Source organism: Hydrogenophaga sp. 5NK40-0174, assembly GCF_040372165.1.
GTDB lineage: Bacteria > Pseudomonadota > Gammaproteobacteria > Burkholderiales > Burkholderiaceae_C > Hydrogenophaga.
Map to the genome: position 1 here is coordinate 168,618 of NZ_BAABWG010000002.1, position 15,909 is coordinate 184,526.

Genomic DNA, 15,909 nt, shown 5'->3' on the forward strand with positions numbered 1-15,909 from the left:
GTGGTGCAAGCAACATGGAATCACCAGACCGTCCTGCTCCAAGAAGCCGTGGACGCGCTGCAAGTCAAGCCGGATGGCGTCTATGTGGACGCTACGTTCGGCCGGGGTGGGCACTCGCGGGCCATCCTGGAGAAATTGTCTCCGGATGGTCGACTCATTGTTTTCGACAAGGACCCGCAGGCCATCGAGACAGCGCGGTCAATGGCCGAGACAGATCCCCGCTTGAGCCTTCGTCACGAGGGCTTTGCGCATTTGGGGGAGTTGCCGCCGGCCAGTCTGGATGGAATCTTGATGGATCTGGGTGTGAGCTCGCCGCAGCTCGACGACCCGAGCCGGGGCTTTTCCTTTCGCAAGGACGGGCCTCTGGATATGCGCATGGACACCACGCGAGGACAAAGCGTGGCGCAGTGGCTGGCGACAGTCGACATCCCAACTCTGTCGGAGGTGATACGTGAATTCGGCGAAGAACGGTTTGCTCAATCGGTTGCAAAGGCGATTGATCGTCGCCGACAGGAACGGGGCCCTATTGGAACCACCGCCGAGTTGGCCGAAGTCGTGGCTGGCGCGGTCAAAACCCGCGAGCCGGGCAAGGACCCTGCAACGCGCACATTTCAGGCTCTTCGGATTTTCATCAACGCCGAGCTTGAAGAGTTGCAACAAGCGCTAGAGGCCAGCCTGCATGTTTTGCGTCCAGGAGGTCGTTTGGTGGTGATCAGCTTCCATTCACTGGAAGATCGCATGGTCAAGCAGTTCATGGCCAGGCATTCGCGCGCCGTGGTGGACCGCCGGGTCGCCTTCGTGGAGCCAGAGCCGACCCGTCTGCGGGCCGTCAAGCGGGTCATGCCCTCCAAGGATGAGGTCGAGCAAAATCCGCGGGCACGCAGCGCCGTGATGCGCCATGCCGAGCGCTCGGAGGTGCCGGCCTGATGCGCACCAATCTGATCCTGTTGTTGCTGGTTCTGGGCAGTGCCTTCTACCTGGTGCACACCCAGTACGAGTCCCGCCGCCTTTACACCGCGGTGGACAAGGCCAGTGCAGCAGGGCGAAAGCTCGACGCCGAGCTCGCACAGCTGCAAGTGCAAAAGCGCGAGTTGTCCACGCCTGAGCGTGTGCAGCAGCTCGCGTCGAAGCGCCTGAAGATGCGTCCGGTCAATCCCGCGATCACCGAGTATGTGCAGGGGCAGCGCAGTGCTGGCGCCAGCGCAGTGGCCGAAGGAGGTGAGCAATGAGTGGCAAGCGGGCCAATGCTTCATCTCGCGGGGCAGCACGAGCATCCGGACGGCTGAGCATCAACTATGGCGCCAGTCCACTGCTGGCAAGCAAGACACCCGTCTGGCGGAGCAAGCTCATTGTGGCTGGCCTGGCGTTGGCTTTTGCCGGTCTGGCCGGACGTGCCGCTTACGTCCAGGTGTTTGGCAATGACTTCTTTCAGCGCCAGGGCGAGGTCCGCTACGCACGGACGCTGGAACTGCCGGCGCATCGTGGGCGCATTCTTGATCGCAACGGCCTTCTGATGGCGTCCAGTGTTGAAGCGCAGAGTATCTGGGCCATACCGGAAGACGTCGACAAGGCTGAACCCAAGCTCAAAGAGCTGGCCAAGCTTCTGGGTATTCAGTACTCGCGCCTGAAAAAGCGGCTGGCCGACGAAGACCGGACCTTTGTCTGGATCAAGCGCCAGGTGGATGCTCCTTTGGCCAAACAGATCGCCGAACTGGATATCAAGGGCATCTACCAGACGCGGGAGTACAAGCGCGAATACCCAGAAGGTGAGGCTGCGGCTCACGTCATTGGTTTCACCAATGTGGAGGACAAAGGCCAGGAAGGCATCGAGCTGACTTTCAACAGCAAGCTCGCGGGCAAGAATGGCTCACGTCGCGTGATCAAGGACCGCCTGGGGCGGGTGATTGAAGACTTGCGTGATGTCGTGCCACCCGTGGATGGCCCCGATATCCAGCTCTCCATCGATACGAAGATTCAGTACTTTGCCTATCAGAAGCTCAAGAGCGCCGTGCTTGCCCACCGCGCCAAAGCAGGCAGTGTTCTGGTGATCGATACCATCAGTGGCGAAGTGCTGGCCTTGGCCAACTACCCCAGCTACGACCCGAATCACCGTCAATCGCTGACGGGAAACCAGCTGCGCAATCGCGTCTTGACCGACAGTTTCGAGCCTGGTTCGACCATGAAGCCGTTCACCATTGCACTGGCTCTGGAGAGCGGCATGGTCAAGCCGTCCACGACAGTGTTCACGTCACCTGGCTGGATCAAGGTGGGTCGGAACGTGATTCGGGATGCACACCGCAACGATGCCTTGACGGTCGCGGAAGTCATCCAGAAGTCCAGCAACGTTGGTACCGTCAAACTGGCGATGCGCATGCCAGCCCGCGAAATGTGGGAAGTGTTCGCGCAGGTGGGTTTCGGGCAGAAGCCTCAAGTGCCGTTCCCGGGAGCAGTCAGCGGCCGCCTTCGCCCCTACAAGACCTGGAAGCCGATCGAGCAGGCGACGATGAGCTACGGCTACGGACTCTCGGTGTCTCTCTTTCAGCTCGCTCGGGCCTATACCGTCTTCGCGCGCGACGGCGAGATCATTCCGCTGACCATGGTCAAGCGTGACGAGCCTGCGCAAGGTGTTCGCGTCTTCAGTGAAGACACCGCGCGATCTGTCCGGCACATGCTCGAACTCGCCACCCGCAAAGGAGGCACCGCTCCCAAGGCTCAGACGATGGGCTACTCGGTCGGGGGCAAAACGGGGACGGCTCACAAGGTCGAGGGCAAGGGGTACGCCGCAAAGCGCTACCGCAGCTGGTTTGTTGGCCTGGCGCCGGTCGAAAATCCGCGCATTGTCGTGGCGGTCATGGTCGACGAGCCCCGAAATGGCGAGTACTACGGAGGACTGGTCGCAGCGCCCGTGTTCAGCGAGACAGTCCAGCAAACACTCCGCATTCTCGGCGTTCAGCCGGACATGAGCGTGACGCCGCAAATCGTGGCGGAAACCGTGGAGGAGTCGTTCTGATGATGCAGACGATGTCTTCCGCTCAGGCAGCTCAATGGCTCAAGGCACGCGTCAGCGGCGGGCTTCATTGCGACAGCCGCAAGATCGGCCCCGGCGACGGATTTGTTGCCTGGCCTGGCGCAGCGACTGATGGCAGGCGCTTCGTGGCCGACGCCATCGGCGCCGGTGCTGTCGGCGCGGTGGTTGAGCGGGCCGGGGTAGAGGGTTTTGCGCTTGATGCTCAGCCGGTCGTGGCGGTGGCCGGATTGAAAAGCCTGGCCGGTGAGCTGGCTGCCACTTATTACGACAGGCCGAGCCAGTCGTTGGATGTGCTGGCGGTGACCGGCACCAATGGCAAAACGTCAACGGCCTGGTGGCTGGCGCAGTTGCTCAATGCGCTGGGACGGCCCAGTGGACTCGTGGGCACCCTGGGTGTCGGTATGCCGGGTCGAGAGCGTGCAGCGGGGCAAGCGCTCGAGCTGGAGAAAACCGGTTTGACGACACCGGACCCGGTGTTGCTTCAGGCCCAGTTGCGACGCATGGTGGACGGCGGCGCTTCCGCATGCGTGCTCGAGGCGTCCTCCATCGGGCTGGAAGAAGGCCGTCTCAACGCTACCCGCATCGCAGTGGGCCTGCTGACCAATGTCAGCCAGGATCACCTGGACTACCACGGCGACATGGACGCCTACTGGCGTGCCAAGCAACGCCTGTTTGCGTGGGAAGGCATGGAGGCCGCTGTCATTAACGTTGACGATGCCCGCGGCGACTCGCTGGCCCGTCACCTGAGCGCCGAGGCCAGGCTGGATGTGTGGACCGTCACAGTGCAAGGCCGAGACGCGCGCATGTCAGCAGAGGGCATCGCGCACACCCCGACCGGGATGCGCTGGACGCTTGTCGAGCGCAATGCCGGACAAGAAGTCACCAACAAGGTGGACGTCAGCCTGCCTTTTGTCGGTGACTACAACATTCACAACCTGCTGTGTGTGGCCGCTGGTGCTCGTGCCCTGGGTATCGATTTCGAGCGGGTGGCTGATGCCCTGGAGGTGCTCACTGCCGTGCCAGGCCGCATGGAGCCGGTCGCGTCAGTCGACGGTGTGCCTCTCGTCCTGATTGACTATGCCCACACGCCAGATGCGCTGGAAAAGGCGCTGAGTGCACTGGTTCCGTTGGCGAAAGCGCGCGGAGGCCGGCTGGGCGTGGTGGCAGGTTGTGGCGGTGATCGTGACCGCAGCAAACGGCCCTTGATGGCAGCTGCTGCAGAGCGCCTTGCGCAGACCGTGATCCTCACCAGCGACAACCCTCGCAGTGAATCACCCGACGCCATTCTGGCTGAAATGGTGGCCGGCCTGCAGCAGCCTTCTGCCGCTGTCGTTGAAACAGACCGGGCGAAAGCCATTGCACTCGCCGTCCAGAATGCCGATCCGAAGGATATCGTTCTGATTGCTGGCAAGGGGCATGAGGATTACCAGGAGGTCGCAGGCGTCCGTATGCCTTTCTCTGACCAGGAGCAGGCGCGCAAGGCATTGAGTGCCCGCACGTCGGTGTCGGGCTCGCAGGAGGTGATTCAATGACTTCCTTGATGAAGCTCCTGCCTCGCCTGTCGAGTGCCCGCGTCGTCGGAGACCTTCCCGCCGAGGCGGTGCGCGTCCATACGGATTCACGAAGCGTCGCCAGTGGCGATGTGTTTGTAGCCCTCGTTGGCGAGCGGTTCGACGCTCACGCGTTTCTTTCCCAGGCCCGGGACGACGGCGCCGTGGCGGCGATCGCACAGCATGGTCTGGCTCAGGCTGGCCTTGTCGGGGTTGAGGTGCCGGACACGACAGCAGCTCTTGGCGAGCTCAGTCGCCTCTGGCGGGAGCAGTTCGATCTTCCGCTGGTCGCAGTCACGGGCAGCAACGGCAAGACCACGGTCACGCAAATGCTGGCCAGTGTCCTCGCGGAAGCAGTCAGCGACGACGCACTGGCGACGAAGGGCAACCTCAACAACCACATCGGTGTGCCCATGACGCTGCTTCGGCTGCGTGACAACCACCGTCTTGCGGTGGTCGAGCTTGGCATGAACCACCCGGGCGAGATCGCCTACCTGGCTTCGCTGGCCCAGCCGACGGTCGCCGTGGTGAACAATGCGCAGCGAGAACACCTGGAATTCATGGAAACAGTCGAGGCTGTGGCCAGGGAAAACGGCAGCGTGCTCTCGGCGTTGCCAGCGAGCGGGGTGGCGGTGTTTCCTTCAGATGACGCCTACACGCCAGTCTGGCGAGAGCTGGCCGGCAGTCGCCGGGTACTGACGTTCAGTGACTCGGACCCCAATGCCGATCTGCATGTCACGTCCGCCCAATGGCATGACGGAGCTTGGTCGGTCAAACTGGCAACACCAGATGGCGAGATGAGTACCCGGCTTCACATCGCGGGGCGACACAATGTGCGCAACGCCGCTGCTGTCGCCGCCTGTGCGCTGGCCGCCGGTGTCGGGCTGGAAGCCATCGCAAAAGGTCTGTCGGACTTCGAGCCTGTCAAAGGCCGCTCGCGTGCCATGCGCCTTGAGTTCGGCGGCCAGTCTGTCGACCTGGTCGACGACACCTACAACGCCAACCCGGATTCCATGTTGGCGGCCGTCCGTGTGCTCTCCGAGCTGCCTTCTCCTCGGGTGCTCGTTCTGGGGGATATGGGTGAGGTTGGTGATCAGGGCGCGGCCTTCCATGAAGAGGTGCTTGCTGCAGCCGCTGATCAGGGCATTGAGCACATTCTGTGTACGGGCGACACTTTTGGCGCCGTGCTCGGCAGTGCCAAGGCAGCCAACGTTTCACATTTCATGACTGTTGACGGACTGGCCGAGGCGCTTGTTCTCCAGTTGAAAGACGGCATGAACGTTCGCAGCATGCTGATCAAGGGTTCAAGATACATGCAGATGGATCGCGTGGTAGATGCCGTTGCCGGCCTGACCGCACTCCGGGCAGCAGGCAAGGAGGCTCAGCATGCTGCTTAGTCTCGCCCAGTGGTTGCAGGAACTCAGCCCCCAGTTCGGCTTCCTGCGAGTCTTTCAGTACCTCACGTTCCGTGCGGTGATGGCTGCCATGACGGCACTCATCGTCGGTCTGACGGCAGGACCCTTTGTGATTCGCCGGCTGGCGGCACTCAAGATCGGTCAGCCGATCCGCGAATACGCCATGCAATCCCACCTGAGCAAAGGCGGCACACCGACCATGGGCGGCGTACTGATCCTGTTTGCGATCGCGCTGTCCACGCTGATGTGGTTCGACCTGTCCAATCGCTTTGTGTGGATTGTTCTGATCGTCACGCTGGGCTTTGGCGCCATCGGCTGGGTGGACGACTGGCGCAAGGTGGTGCACAAGGATCCCGAAGGCATGCGCTCCCGGGAAAAGTACTTCTGGCAATCCGTGATTGGTCTGGTGGCTGCTTTCTATCTCGTGTTCAGCATCTCCGAGAGCAGCAACACCCGGGTGCTTCAGCTGTTCTACGAATGGGTGGCGTCGGGTTTCTCGGTCGACCTTCCACCACAGGCGGGCTTGATGGTTCCCTTCTTCAAGGAAATCAGCTATCCGCTGGGTGTGTTTGGGTTTGTGATCATGACCTACCTGGTCATTGTCGGCTCCAGCAATGCTGTGAACCTCACCGACGGGCTCGACGGTCTGGCCATCATGCCAGTCGTGATGGTGGGTTCTGCGCTGGGCATCTTTGCCTACGTCATGGGCAACGCAGTGTTTGCCAAATACCTGCTGCTCCCCTTCATTCCGGGAGCCGGTGAACTGCTCATCTTCTGCGCGGCCATGGCGGGGTCCGGGCTGGCCTTTTTGTGGTTCAACACCCATCCGGCCCAGGTCTTCATGGGTGATGTCGGCGCGCTGGCACTGGGTGGCGCGTTGGGCACCATTGCCGTCATTGTTCGACAGGAAGTGGTGCTGGCCATCATGGGCGGCATTTTTGTCGTCGAGGCTTTGTCGGTCATGGCTCAGGTGAGCTACTTCAAGTACACGCGCAAACGTTTCGGCCAGGGTCGCCGTCTGCTGGAAATGGCGCCGCTGCACCACCATTTCGAGAAAAAGGGCTGGAAGGAAACCCAAGTCGTGGTTCGATTCTGGATCATCACCATGTTGTTGTGCCTGGTGGGGCTGTCCACCTTGAAGCTGAGATGAGCGAAGTCGCAGGTCAGAACGTATTGGTCCTCGGTCTCGGCGTCTCGGGACTGGCGATGGCACGCTGGCTCACCCGCCAGGGCGCCTGCGTGACCGTGGCTGACACGCGTGAAGCGCCCCCACAGCTGCAGGCCCTGCAAAGTGACTGTCCGGGGGCGACATTTGTCTGCACGCCGTTCGATCGTGCCTTGATGGATCGTGCGGACTGGTCACTGGTGGCCAAGAGTCCTGGCCTGGCGCCTGACGTCTTGGCCGAGGTACTGGCGTGGGCCACCGAACCGGACATGCAGCTCGTCGGTGAGCTGGAACTGTTCGCCCGTGCGCTTCGCGACCTGGGTCAGCGACAAGAATGGCCTTATCACCCCAAAGTGCTGGCGATCACGGGCACGAATGGCAAGACCACAGTCACTTCGCTGGCCAGTCAGTTGCTGGACCGATGCGAATGGAGGGTGGCCACGGCTGGCAATATTGGCCCATCGATGCTGGATGTTCTGGCGGCGGCACTGGACCTGGAAGTGGTTCGCATGGCTGAGGACGAGGCCAGGGCGGCAGAAGAAGCTGCGCAGGCCGCAGCTGAAGCGGCTGCCGCAGCTGAGAGCGATGAGGTCGATGCCGAAACAGCTCCTGATCTGTTCGATACGTCAGAAGGCGAAAGCGCATCCGAGGAAGACGTGTCGGAGACCGATGCGGACACTGCCGATGGAGGAGAACAGGGCTCGGATGGCGCTGCGGACGAGAGCGCTGAAGAAGAGTCAGTTGCCTTGCTGGAGCCACCGGCCCCAGAGCCACCGGCTCCTCCTCACCTGCCACAGGTATGGGTGCTGGAGCTGTCGAGCTTTCAGCTCGATGGCCTCTCAGATGGAGCGTGGTCTGCTTTGCCGACGGCTGCTACGGTGCTCAACGTGACCGAAGATCACCTGGACTGGCACCCGTCCATGCCGGCCTATGTGCAAGCCAAGACCAACGTCTTTGGCGCAGATGCCTTGATGGTGCTCAATCGCGATGACAAGATGGTCATGGCCATGGAACCCGAGCTGGTGACAGTGAAGATCAGTGGCCGCAACCGACAAGTGCCCGCCCGTGAGTTTCAGACGTTCGGACAAGACACGCCTGAACGCCCGGGTGACTGGGGAATCGAGTCGCTCGGCGGGATGGACTGGCTGGTACGTGCGCTCGCGGTTGACGAAACGCGCAAGCGTGGGCGCCATGATGAGCCAGACGAAATCTACTACCAGCGCATGATGCCTGTCGATGCACTGCGCATCCAGGGGCGCCACAACGCCATGAACGCTCTGGCTGCCCTGGCGTTGGCGACTTCCACAGGCGCGCCGCTGGCGCCGATGCTGCATGGTTTGCGTGAATACCGTGGGGAGCCGCATCGAGTGGAGTCGGTCGGCTTGATCGATGGCGTCGAGTTCATTGACGACAGCAAGGGCACCAATGTGGGTGCCACGCTGGCCGCGGTCAAGGGCCTGGGCGTCAGCCGGCGGCTGGTGGTTCTTCTGGGTGGAGAAGGCAAGGGCCAGAATTTTGAGCCTCTGGCCGAGGCGCTGGCGACATGCTCGCGGGCCGTGATTCTCTATGGCCGTGATGGACAACGCATTGGAGAGCAAATCAAGACCGGTTTGGCCGAGCAGGCGCTGGACTTGCGTGAAGCAGCCAGCATGGAAGAGGCCGTCAACCTGGCAGCAGAACTGGCGCAAGCAGGCGACGCAGTGCTTCTGTCTCCAGCCTGTGCCAGCTTCGACATGTTTGACAACTATGTGCATCGCGCTGAGGCCTTCATCGATGCGGTCAAGAGCCTGGCTGCCGATCGCGGCGTGGTTCTGGAGGGCGGCGCATGAGTCTGAGCAATGCCGCTTCCAGCACCCTGGGGAAACTCAAGGGTTTGTTTGGCCGGTCAGACGCTGATGCTGCCAGCACTGCCGACTTGCCCGTGCGCTTGTCCAGCCGTTCCTACACCGGCGCGCCCAACACGGCCGTGCGAGAGCTGGGATTTGATCAGCCTTTGATGTGGGTGACGGTGGCCTTGCTGTGCTGGGGCCTTGTGATGGTGTACTCGGCCTCGATCGCATTGCCAGACAACCCACGGTTTGCCAACTACGCCCCCACGCATTTCGTGCTTCGCCATGGTGTGGCCATCACCGTGGGCATCGTGGCTTCCATGCTGGCCTTCCAGTTTCCCATGAGAACCTGGGAAACGCTCTCGCCTTGGCTGTTCGCTGGCGCTTTGGTCTTGCTGGTGCTCGTGCTTGTGCCTGTGATCGGCAAAGGAGTGAACGGTGCTCGCCGATGGTTCTCTCTGGGTGTCATGAACTTTCAGCCTTCCGAGCTTACCAAGCTGGCCGTGCTGTTGTACGCCGCCGGCTACATGGTTCGGAAGATGGAAGTGAAGGAGCGCTTCTTCCGCGCTGTCGCACCGGTGGCTGTCGCATTGGGTGTGGTGGGCTTGCTCTTGCTGGCTGAACCCGATTTCGGTGCGTTCATGGTGATTGCGGTGATCGCACTGGGCATTCTGTTCCTCGGTGGCGTCAACGTTCGCATGTTCATCCTGATCGGGACCGTGATGGTGGCAGCGCTGGCGACGATGGTGCTCACCAGCCCTTGGCGCCTGCAACGACTGATGGCCTTCACCGACCCCTGGAGCGAAGAGCATGCGCTGGGCAAGGGCTACCAGCTCTCACATTCCCTGATTGCTTTCGGCCGTGGTGAGATCTTTGGTGTCGGACTCGGCGGCAGCGTCGAGAAACTGCACTGGTTGCCAGAGGCCCACACCGACTTCCTGCTTGCCGTTGTGGGTGAGGAATTCGGCCTCATCGGAGTGTTGCTCGTCATCGGTCTTTTCCTGTGGCTGACTCGCCGGATCATGTACATCGGTCGGCAGGCCATTGCGCTCGATCAGGTTTTCTCGGGACTGGTGGCCCAGGGCGTGGGCTTGTGGTTCGGGTTTCAGGCTTTCATCAACATTGGCGTGAACCTGGGCGCATTGCCGACCAAGGGTCTGACGCTGCCGTTCATGAGCTATGGAGGGTCAGCGATTCTGATGAACATGGTGGCGCTGGCCATCGTGCTGCGGGTCGACTATGAAAACCGGCAGCTGATGCGGGGAGGACGTGCATGACCGGTCAGCATCAACCCGCAGCGCTGATCATGGCCGGCGGTACCGGTGGCCACATCTTCCCCGGCCTGGCCGTGGCGGAAGCCCTGCGCGATCGTGGATGGCGTGTCCATTGGCTGGGTGCGCCAGGCAGCATGGAGAGCCGCCTGGTGCCGGCACGCGGATTCACCTTGGAGACGGTGGAGTTCGGTGGCGTGCGAGGCAAGGGTCTCAAGACCGTGCTGCTGCTGCCGCTTCGTCTGCTCAAGGCGTTTGCGCAAGCGATTGGCGTCGTGCGGCGCGTACAGCCGGATGTGCTGGTGGGCCTGGGCGGATACATCACTGTTCCTGGCGGCATGATGGGCAGCCTGCTGGGCAAACCCATGGTCCTGCACGAGCAGAACTCGGTCGCCGGGCTGGCCAACAAAGTGCTCGCAAAGCTGGCCGACAAAGTCTTTTCTGCATTTCCAGGCGCAATCGAAAAAGCGCAATGGATTGGCAACCCCTTGCGCCGTGCTTTTCTCGAGCAGGCCTCGCCGGCGGAACGTTTTGCCGGTCGCTCGGGCCCGCTCAAGCTACTGGTGGTGGGTGGCAGCCTTGGCGCCAAGGCACTCAATGAAATCGTGCCCCAGGCAGTTGCCTTGTTGCCCGATGCTCAGCGTCCGATCATTCTTCATCAGAGCGGCGAAAAGCAAATCGCCGAGCTGCAATCCAATTACGAAAAGGCCGGTGTGACCGCCGAACTGACTCCATTCATCGACGACACCGCACAAGCCTACGCTGACGCGGACCTCATCATCTGCCGCAGTGGTGCCAGTACGGTGACCGAAATTGCCGCAGTCGGTGCAGCCGCCTGGTTCGTTCCGTTTCCCCATGCGGTCGATGACCATCAGACCACCAATGCCCGGTTCCTCTCGGACAAAGGCGGCGCCTGGCTGACCAGGCAGAACGAGTTGACCGCGCAAATGGTGGCTGATCGCCTTCGCGCGCTGACCCGGCAAGAGCTGCTGTCCGTTGCCGTCAAAGCCAAGGAGGGCGAAAAGCTCGGCGCAGTTGAAGCGATGGTCGGCGCCTGCGAGGTACTGGCGAAAGTGAGGGCGGCATGAAACACGCGATTCGCCATATTCACTTCGTCGGCATCGGTGGAGCAGGCATGAGCGGCATTGCCGAGGTGCTGCTCAACCAGGGCTACGTCATCTCAGGCAGTGACCTGGGCGAGAGTGCAGCGACACGTCGTCTCAGTGAAATGGGTGCCAAGGTCAATTTCGGACATGATGCCGCCTACATGGAAGGGGCTGATGCCATCGTTACGTCCACGGCCGTCAAGGAAGACAATCCTGAAGTGGTGGCCGCCCACGAGCGCCTGATTCCTGTCGTGCCTCGCGCCATCATGCTCGCCGAACTCATGCGCATGAAAAAGGGCGTAGCCATTGCCGGCACCCACGGCAAGACCACGACCACCAGCCTGGTGGCGAGCGTGCTGGCTGCGGCAGACCTTGATCCGACCTTCGTCATCGGAGGCCGGCTCAACAGCGCAGGCGCCAATGCGCGCCTTGGAACGGGTGAGTACATTGTTGTCGAAGCCGATGAATCCGATGCATCGTTCCTGAATCTTCTGCCCATGCTGTCAGTGGTCACGAACGTCGATGCGGATCACATGGACACCTACGGGCACGACTTCGGCAAGCTCAAGAGCGCCTTTGTCGACTTCCTGCATCGCATGCCTTTTTATGGCGCAGCGGTGGTGTGCGTGGACAGCCCGGCCGTTCGGGAGATGCTGCCGCAAATTGCGCGCCCCATCACCACCTACGGTCTGTCTGAAGATGCGCAGATTCGAGCAGTCGATGTCAAAGCCTGTGAAGGCCAGATGCACTTCACGGTCTTGCGCCGCAATGGTGAGCAAATGCCTGACCTTCGCGTGGAGCTCAATCTCCCAGGCGAACACAACGTGCTCAATGCTCTGGCGGCGATCGGTATCGCCGTAGAGCTGGGTATCCCGGACAGTGCTGTCCAGCAGGCTCTGTCGGACTTCAAGGGCGTGGGACGTCGGTTCCAGCGATACGGAGATGTCCGCCTGGCCACTGGCGGCGCAGCGACGATCGTTGACGACTACGGACACCACCCGGTCGAGATGGCCGCCACGATTGCCGCAGCGCGCGGCGCGTTTCCTGATCGGCGGCTGGTATTGGCGTTCCAGCCTCACCGCTACAGCCGGACACGGGACTGCTTCGAAGACTTTGTCAAAGTCATCGGGCAGGCCGACGCCGTCTTGCTCGCGGAGGTCTATCCCGCTGGCGAGGCTCCGATCGTCGCGGCCGATGGCCGCAGTCTGACGCGGGCTCTGCGCGTTGCCGGCAAGGTCGAGCCAGTCTTTGTCGACGAAATTTCGGATATGCCGCAAGCGATTCTCGACAACGCAGCCGACGGCGACGTGGTCTTGTGCATGGGGGCAGGATCGATCGGTGCCGTGGCTGGACAGGTCGTGGAGATCGGAGGTCAGGCATGAGCGATACCTCGCAGAAGAACGTGAAAGTCGACCCCGCAACCATGGGCAAAGTCGCCGTTCTCATGGGTGGCCGCTCAGCGGAGAGAGAGGTCTCGTTGATGTCGGGCAATGGTGTGCTCGCGGCGCTGGTCTCCCAGGGGGTGGATGCTCACGCGTTTGATCCGGCCAACCGTGAGCTCTCCGACCTCAAGGCGGACGGGTTCGATCGCTGCTTCATCGCATTGCACGGTCGCTGGGGCGAAGACGGCACGGTTCAGGGTGCGCTTGAGCTGATGGGCATCCCCTATACAGGCCCTGGCGTTCTGGCGTCGAGTCTGGCCATGGACAAGCTCATGACCAAGCGTATCTGGCTGTCTGAAGGCCTTGCGACACCAGCGTGGCGAAAGGTCGAGAGTGTGCCTCAGACGCGCAAGGCGTTCGAGGCCCTGGGCAAGCCCATGATCGTCAAGCCGGTGCGGGAAGGCTCGACCATTGGCCTGACGAAAGTCATGGATGTCTCCCAGTGCGAGACGGCGTACCAGCTGGCGGCGTCGCAGGACCCCCTGGTGATGTGCGAGCAGTTCATCTCGGGAGACGAAGTCACTTGCCCCATCCTGGCCAGCGCAGACGGCGTTCGTGCCATGCCGGTCATCCGCATCGTGGCACCTGATGGCAACTACGACTACCAGAACAAGTACTTCAAGAACGACACCCAGTACTTCGTTCCCTGTGGCCTGCCCGAAGGCGAGGAATCGCAGATTCAGAAGCTGGCACTGCAAGCGTTTGAAGCGCTGGGTTGCCGTGGCTGGGCGCGCGTTGACGTGATGATCGACGCGCGCAGCCGCAAGCCCTGGCTGCTGGAGATCAATACCGCGCCAGGGATGACGACGCATTCACTGGTTCCCATGTCTGCGGCCGCGGTGGGAATCTCGTATGAAGCCCTGTGCCTGCAGGTGCTGGCATCGGCTTCGCTGGACAACCTTGGCAAGAAGAAGGAGCGCTGATCCGGATGGCTGCCAATCCCTCACTGCCCATGGACGTACGGTTGATGACCGTCATGGCAAACGCATTGTTCAGTGCGTTTGCCGTGCTGTGCCTGGTTGGTATGGGGACCTGGGTCGTGCGACATCCCATGTGGGCCGTCCGATCCATCAGCGTTCACGGTGATGTCGCACACCAAAGTGACGTCACGCTGCGAGCACAACTGTCAACCCAGATGCAGACAGCGCTCGCCGGCAGCTTCCTCACTGTCGACCTGGCTAAGGTACGTACCTTGTTCGAATCGGTGCCCTGGGTCCGGCAGGCCGTCGTGCAGCGCGAATTTCCCAACCGGCTTCGGGTCAGACTTGAAGAGTATCGTGCCGTCGCCTGGTGGGGCAAGGAAGGCTCCGGGCAACTGGTGGGCGACCTGGGTGAAGTGTTTGATGCCATGCCAGACGAGTCGGACGGTATGCCCGAACTCGCAGGGCCTGCCGAGCGGTCGAAAGATATCTGGTCTCTGTACCGTCGCCTTCATTCCTCGCTCGATGGCGCAGGCATGAAGCTTGTGCGCCTTGAGCTGACCGACCGGGGTGGCTGGCTGGCCACGCTGGACAACGAGGCTCGGATCGAACTCGGAAGAGGAACTGAAGTCGAAATCATGGGGCGGGTCGATCGCTTTACCCAGACCATCAATCAAATGACGCAACGCTATCCCGGCGCCGTGGAGGCTGTCGATCTTCGATACCCCAACGGCTATGCATTGCGCATGGAAGGCGTGACGACGTTGACTGAAGACGCCCGAACCAACAACCGAAACAGCAGACGCTAAAGACGAAAAGCATCAATCATGGCCAAGGAATACAAGGATTTGGTGGTTGGATTGGACATTGGCACGGCCAAGATCATGGTCGTGGTCGCCGAAGTCCAGTCGGACGGTCAGCTCAAGCTGGCTGGTCTGGGCGTATCCGCCAGCCACGGCCTCAAGCGCGGCGTGGTAGTCAATATCGACGCCACCGTACAGAGCATCCAGCAGGCACTCAAGGAGGCCGAGCTGATGGCCGACTGTCGCATCGCCCGCGTGTATACGGGGATCACCGGCAGCCACATCCGCGGCATGAACTCCAGCGGCATGGTGGCCATCAAGGACCGCGAAGTGGCGCCTGCCGATGTCTCACGCGTGATCGAGACGGCCAAGGCGATCAACATTTCCACGGATCAACGCCTGCTGCTGGTGGAGCCGCAGGAGTTTGTGATCGACGGGCAGGAAGTCAAAGAGCCGATCGGCATGAGCGGCATCCGGCTGGAAGCCAAGGTGCACATCGTCACAGGCGCTCAAAGCGCGGCCGAGAACATCATCAAGTGTGTGCGTCGCTGTGGTCTGGAAGTGGATCAGCTCATGCTCAACCCACTGGCCTCCAGCCAGGCGGTGCTGACCGATGACGAGAAAGAGCTTGGCGTGGCCATGGTGGACATTGGTGCGGGCACCACGGATGTGGCCATCTTCTCTGGCGGAGCCATCCGCCACACCGCAGTGATTCCAATTGCTGGAGACCTGATCACCAGCGATATCGCCATGGCCTTGCGCACGCCCACGGCTGATGCCGAGGACATCAAGGTGGCCAGTGGTTGCGCCAAGCAGTTGCTGGCCGACCCTGACCAACAGGTCGAAGTCCCCGGCCTGGGCGACCGCGGCCCGCGCATGCTCAGCCGCCAGGCTCTCTCGGGCGTGATCGAGCCGCGCATCGAAGAAATCTTTTCGCTCGTCCAGCAAGCCATCCGCGAATCCGGGCACGAGGAAGTCCTGTCTTCCGGCATCGTGCTCACCGGTGGCAGCGCCGTCATGCCAGGCATGGTGGAGCTGGGAGAAGACATATTCCTCAAGCCCGTGCGCCGCGGTGTGCCGCATTACGCCAGCGCGCTGTCCGACATGGTCGCGCAACCACGCGCTTCCACGGTCATGGGTTTGCTGGAAGAAGCTCGACTGGCACGTCTGCGTGGCCACAAGGTGGCGCAGAAGGCCGGATCCATGCAGGGTGCGCTGGAGCGCCTGAAAAACTGGTTTGTGGGGACGTTCTGATGAAAACAGCACTGACGACGACTGCTCGCATGGCCGTGAAGACCGAGCGTGCACGAACCCACCTCTGGCCGCCCCCGCGCTGGTTGCGATCAATGGCCCGTTGCATGGAATGCACCGGGCCGCCTG

At 61.7% G+C, this 15,909-nt stretch carries 13 protein-coding genes; all 13 read left to right on the top strand.

The window, feature by feature from the left end:
- Positions 1–3 precede the first annotated feature (3 nt).
- The 13 genes from rsmH to ftsA are packed head-to-tail and all read left to right on the top strand — an operon-like array spanning position 4 to position 15,783.
- Positions 4–927 carry a 16S rRNA (cytosine(1402)-N(4))-methyltransferase RsmH gene (gene rsmH / locus ABWV89_RS06455; RefSeq protein ID WP_353395362.1) on the top strand — a complete coding sequence of 308 codons (924 nt, stop codon included), beginning with the start codon at positions 4–6 and terminating at the stop codon, positions 925–927.
- Positions 927–1,229, top strand: coding sequence for a cell division protein FtsL (ftsL, locus tag ABWV89_RS06460; RefSeq protein WP_353395364.1), 303 nt, complete (start codon positions 927–929; stop codon positions 1,227–1,229). The genes rsmH and ftsL overlap by 1 nt, the downstream gene beginning before the upstream one ends.
- On the top strand, positions 1,226–3,010 hold the full coding sequence (locus ABWV89_RS06465; protein WP_353395365.1) for a peptidoglycan D,D-transpeptidase FtsI family protein: 1,785 nt from the start codon (positions 1,226–1,228) through the stop codon (positions 3,008–3,010). Before ftsL ends, ABWV89_RS06465 begins: the two co-directional genes overlap by 4 nt.
- Positions 3,010–4,560: a UDP-N-acetylmuramoyl-L-alanyl-D-glutamate--2,6-diaminopimelate ligase gene (locus tag ABWV89_RS06470; protein ID WP_353395367.1), complete on the top strand. Its 1,551-nt coding sequence runs from the start codon at positions 3,010–3,012 to the stop codon at positions 4,558–4,560. Before ABWV89_RS06465 ends, ABWV89_RS06470 begins: the two co-directional genes overlap by 1 nt.
- On the top strand, positions 4,557–5,975 hold the full coding sequence (locus ABWV89_RS06475) for a UDP-N-acetylmuramoyl-tripeptide--D-alanyl-D-alanine ligase (protein WP_353395369.1): 1,419 nt from the start codon (positions 4,557–4,559) through the stop codon (positions 5,973–5,975). Before ABWV89_RS06470 ends, ABWV89_RS06475 begins: the two co-directional genes overlap by 4 nt.
- The gene (gene mraY, locus ABWV89_RS06480; RefSeq protein WP_353395371.1) at positions 5,965–7,143 is read left to right on the top strand and encodes a phospho-N-acetylmuramoyl-pentapeptide-transferase; all 1,179 of its coding nucleotides are present in this window, start codon (positions 5,965–5,967) and stop codon (positions 7,141–7,143) included. The genes ABWV89_RS06475 and mraY overlap by 11 nt, the downstream gene beginning before the upstream one ends.
- Positions 7,140–8,987 carry a UDP-N-acetylmuramoyl-L-alanine--D-glutamate ligase gene (gene murD / locus ABWV89_RS06485; RefSeq protein ID WP_353395373.1) on the top strand — a complete coding sequence of 616 codons (1,848 nt, stop codon included), beginning with the start codon at positions 7,140–7,142 and terminating at the stop codon, positions 8,985–8,987. The genes mraY and murD overlap by 4 nt, the downstream gene beginning before the upstream one ends.
- Positions 8,984–10,264: a putative lipid II flippase FtsW gene (gene ftsW / locus ABWV89_RS06490; protein ID WP_353395375.1), complete on the top strand. Its 1,281-nt coding sequence runs from the start codon at positions 8,984–8,986 to the stop codon at positions 10,262–10,264. The genes murD and ftsW overlap by 4 nt, the downstream gene beginning before the upstream one ends.
- Positions 10,261–11,346, top strand: coding sequence for an undecaprenyldiphospho-muramoylpentapeptide beta-N-acetylglucosaminyltransferase (murG, locus tag ABWV89_RS06495; RefSeq protein WP_353395376.1), 1,086 nt, complete (start codon positions 10,261–10,263; stop codon positions 11,344–11,346). The genes ftsW and murG overlap by 4 nt, the downstream gene beginning before the upstream one ends.
- Positions 11,343–12,746 (top strand): UDP-N-acetylmuramate--L-alanine ligase, encoded by a 1,404-nt coding sequence (murC, locus tag ABWV89_RS06500; RefSeq protein ID WP_353395377.1) that lies wholly within the window; start codon positions 11,343–11,345, stop codon positions 12,744–12,746. The genes murG and murC overlap by 4 nt, the downstream gene beginning before the upstream one ends.
- Positions 12,743–13,729: a D-alanine--D-alanine ligase gene (locus ABWV89_RS06505; RefSeq protein WP_353395379.1), complete on the top strand. Its 987-nt coding sequence runs from the start codon at positions 12,743–12,745 to the stop codon at positions 13,727–13,729. Before murC ends, ABWV89_RS06505 begins: the two co-directional genes overlap by 4 nt.
- A gap of 5 nt (positions 13,730–13,734) precedes the next feature.
- Entirely contained in the window at positions 13,735–14,535 is an 801-nt protein-coding gene (locus tag ABWV89_RS06510) for a cell division protein FtsQ/DivIB (RefSeq protein ID WP_353395381.1), read from the top strand.
- An 18-nt stretch (positions 14,536–14,553) separates the two neighbouring features.
- A complete protein-coding gene (gene ftsA / locus ABWV89_RS06515; protein WP_353395383.1) occupies positions 14,554–15,783 on the top strand; it encodes a cell division protein FtsA in 1,230 nt (409 codons plus the stop codon).
- Positions 15,784–15,909: the final 126 nt, after the last annotated feature.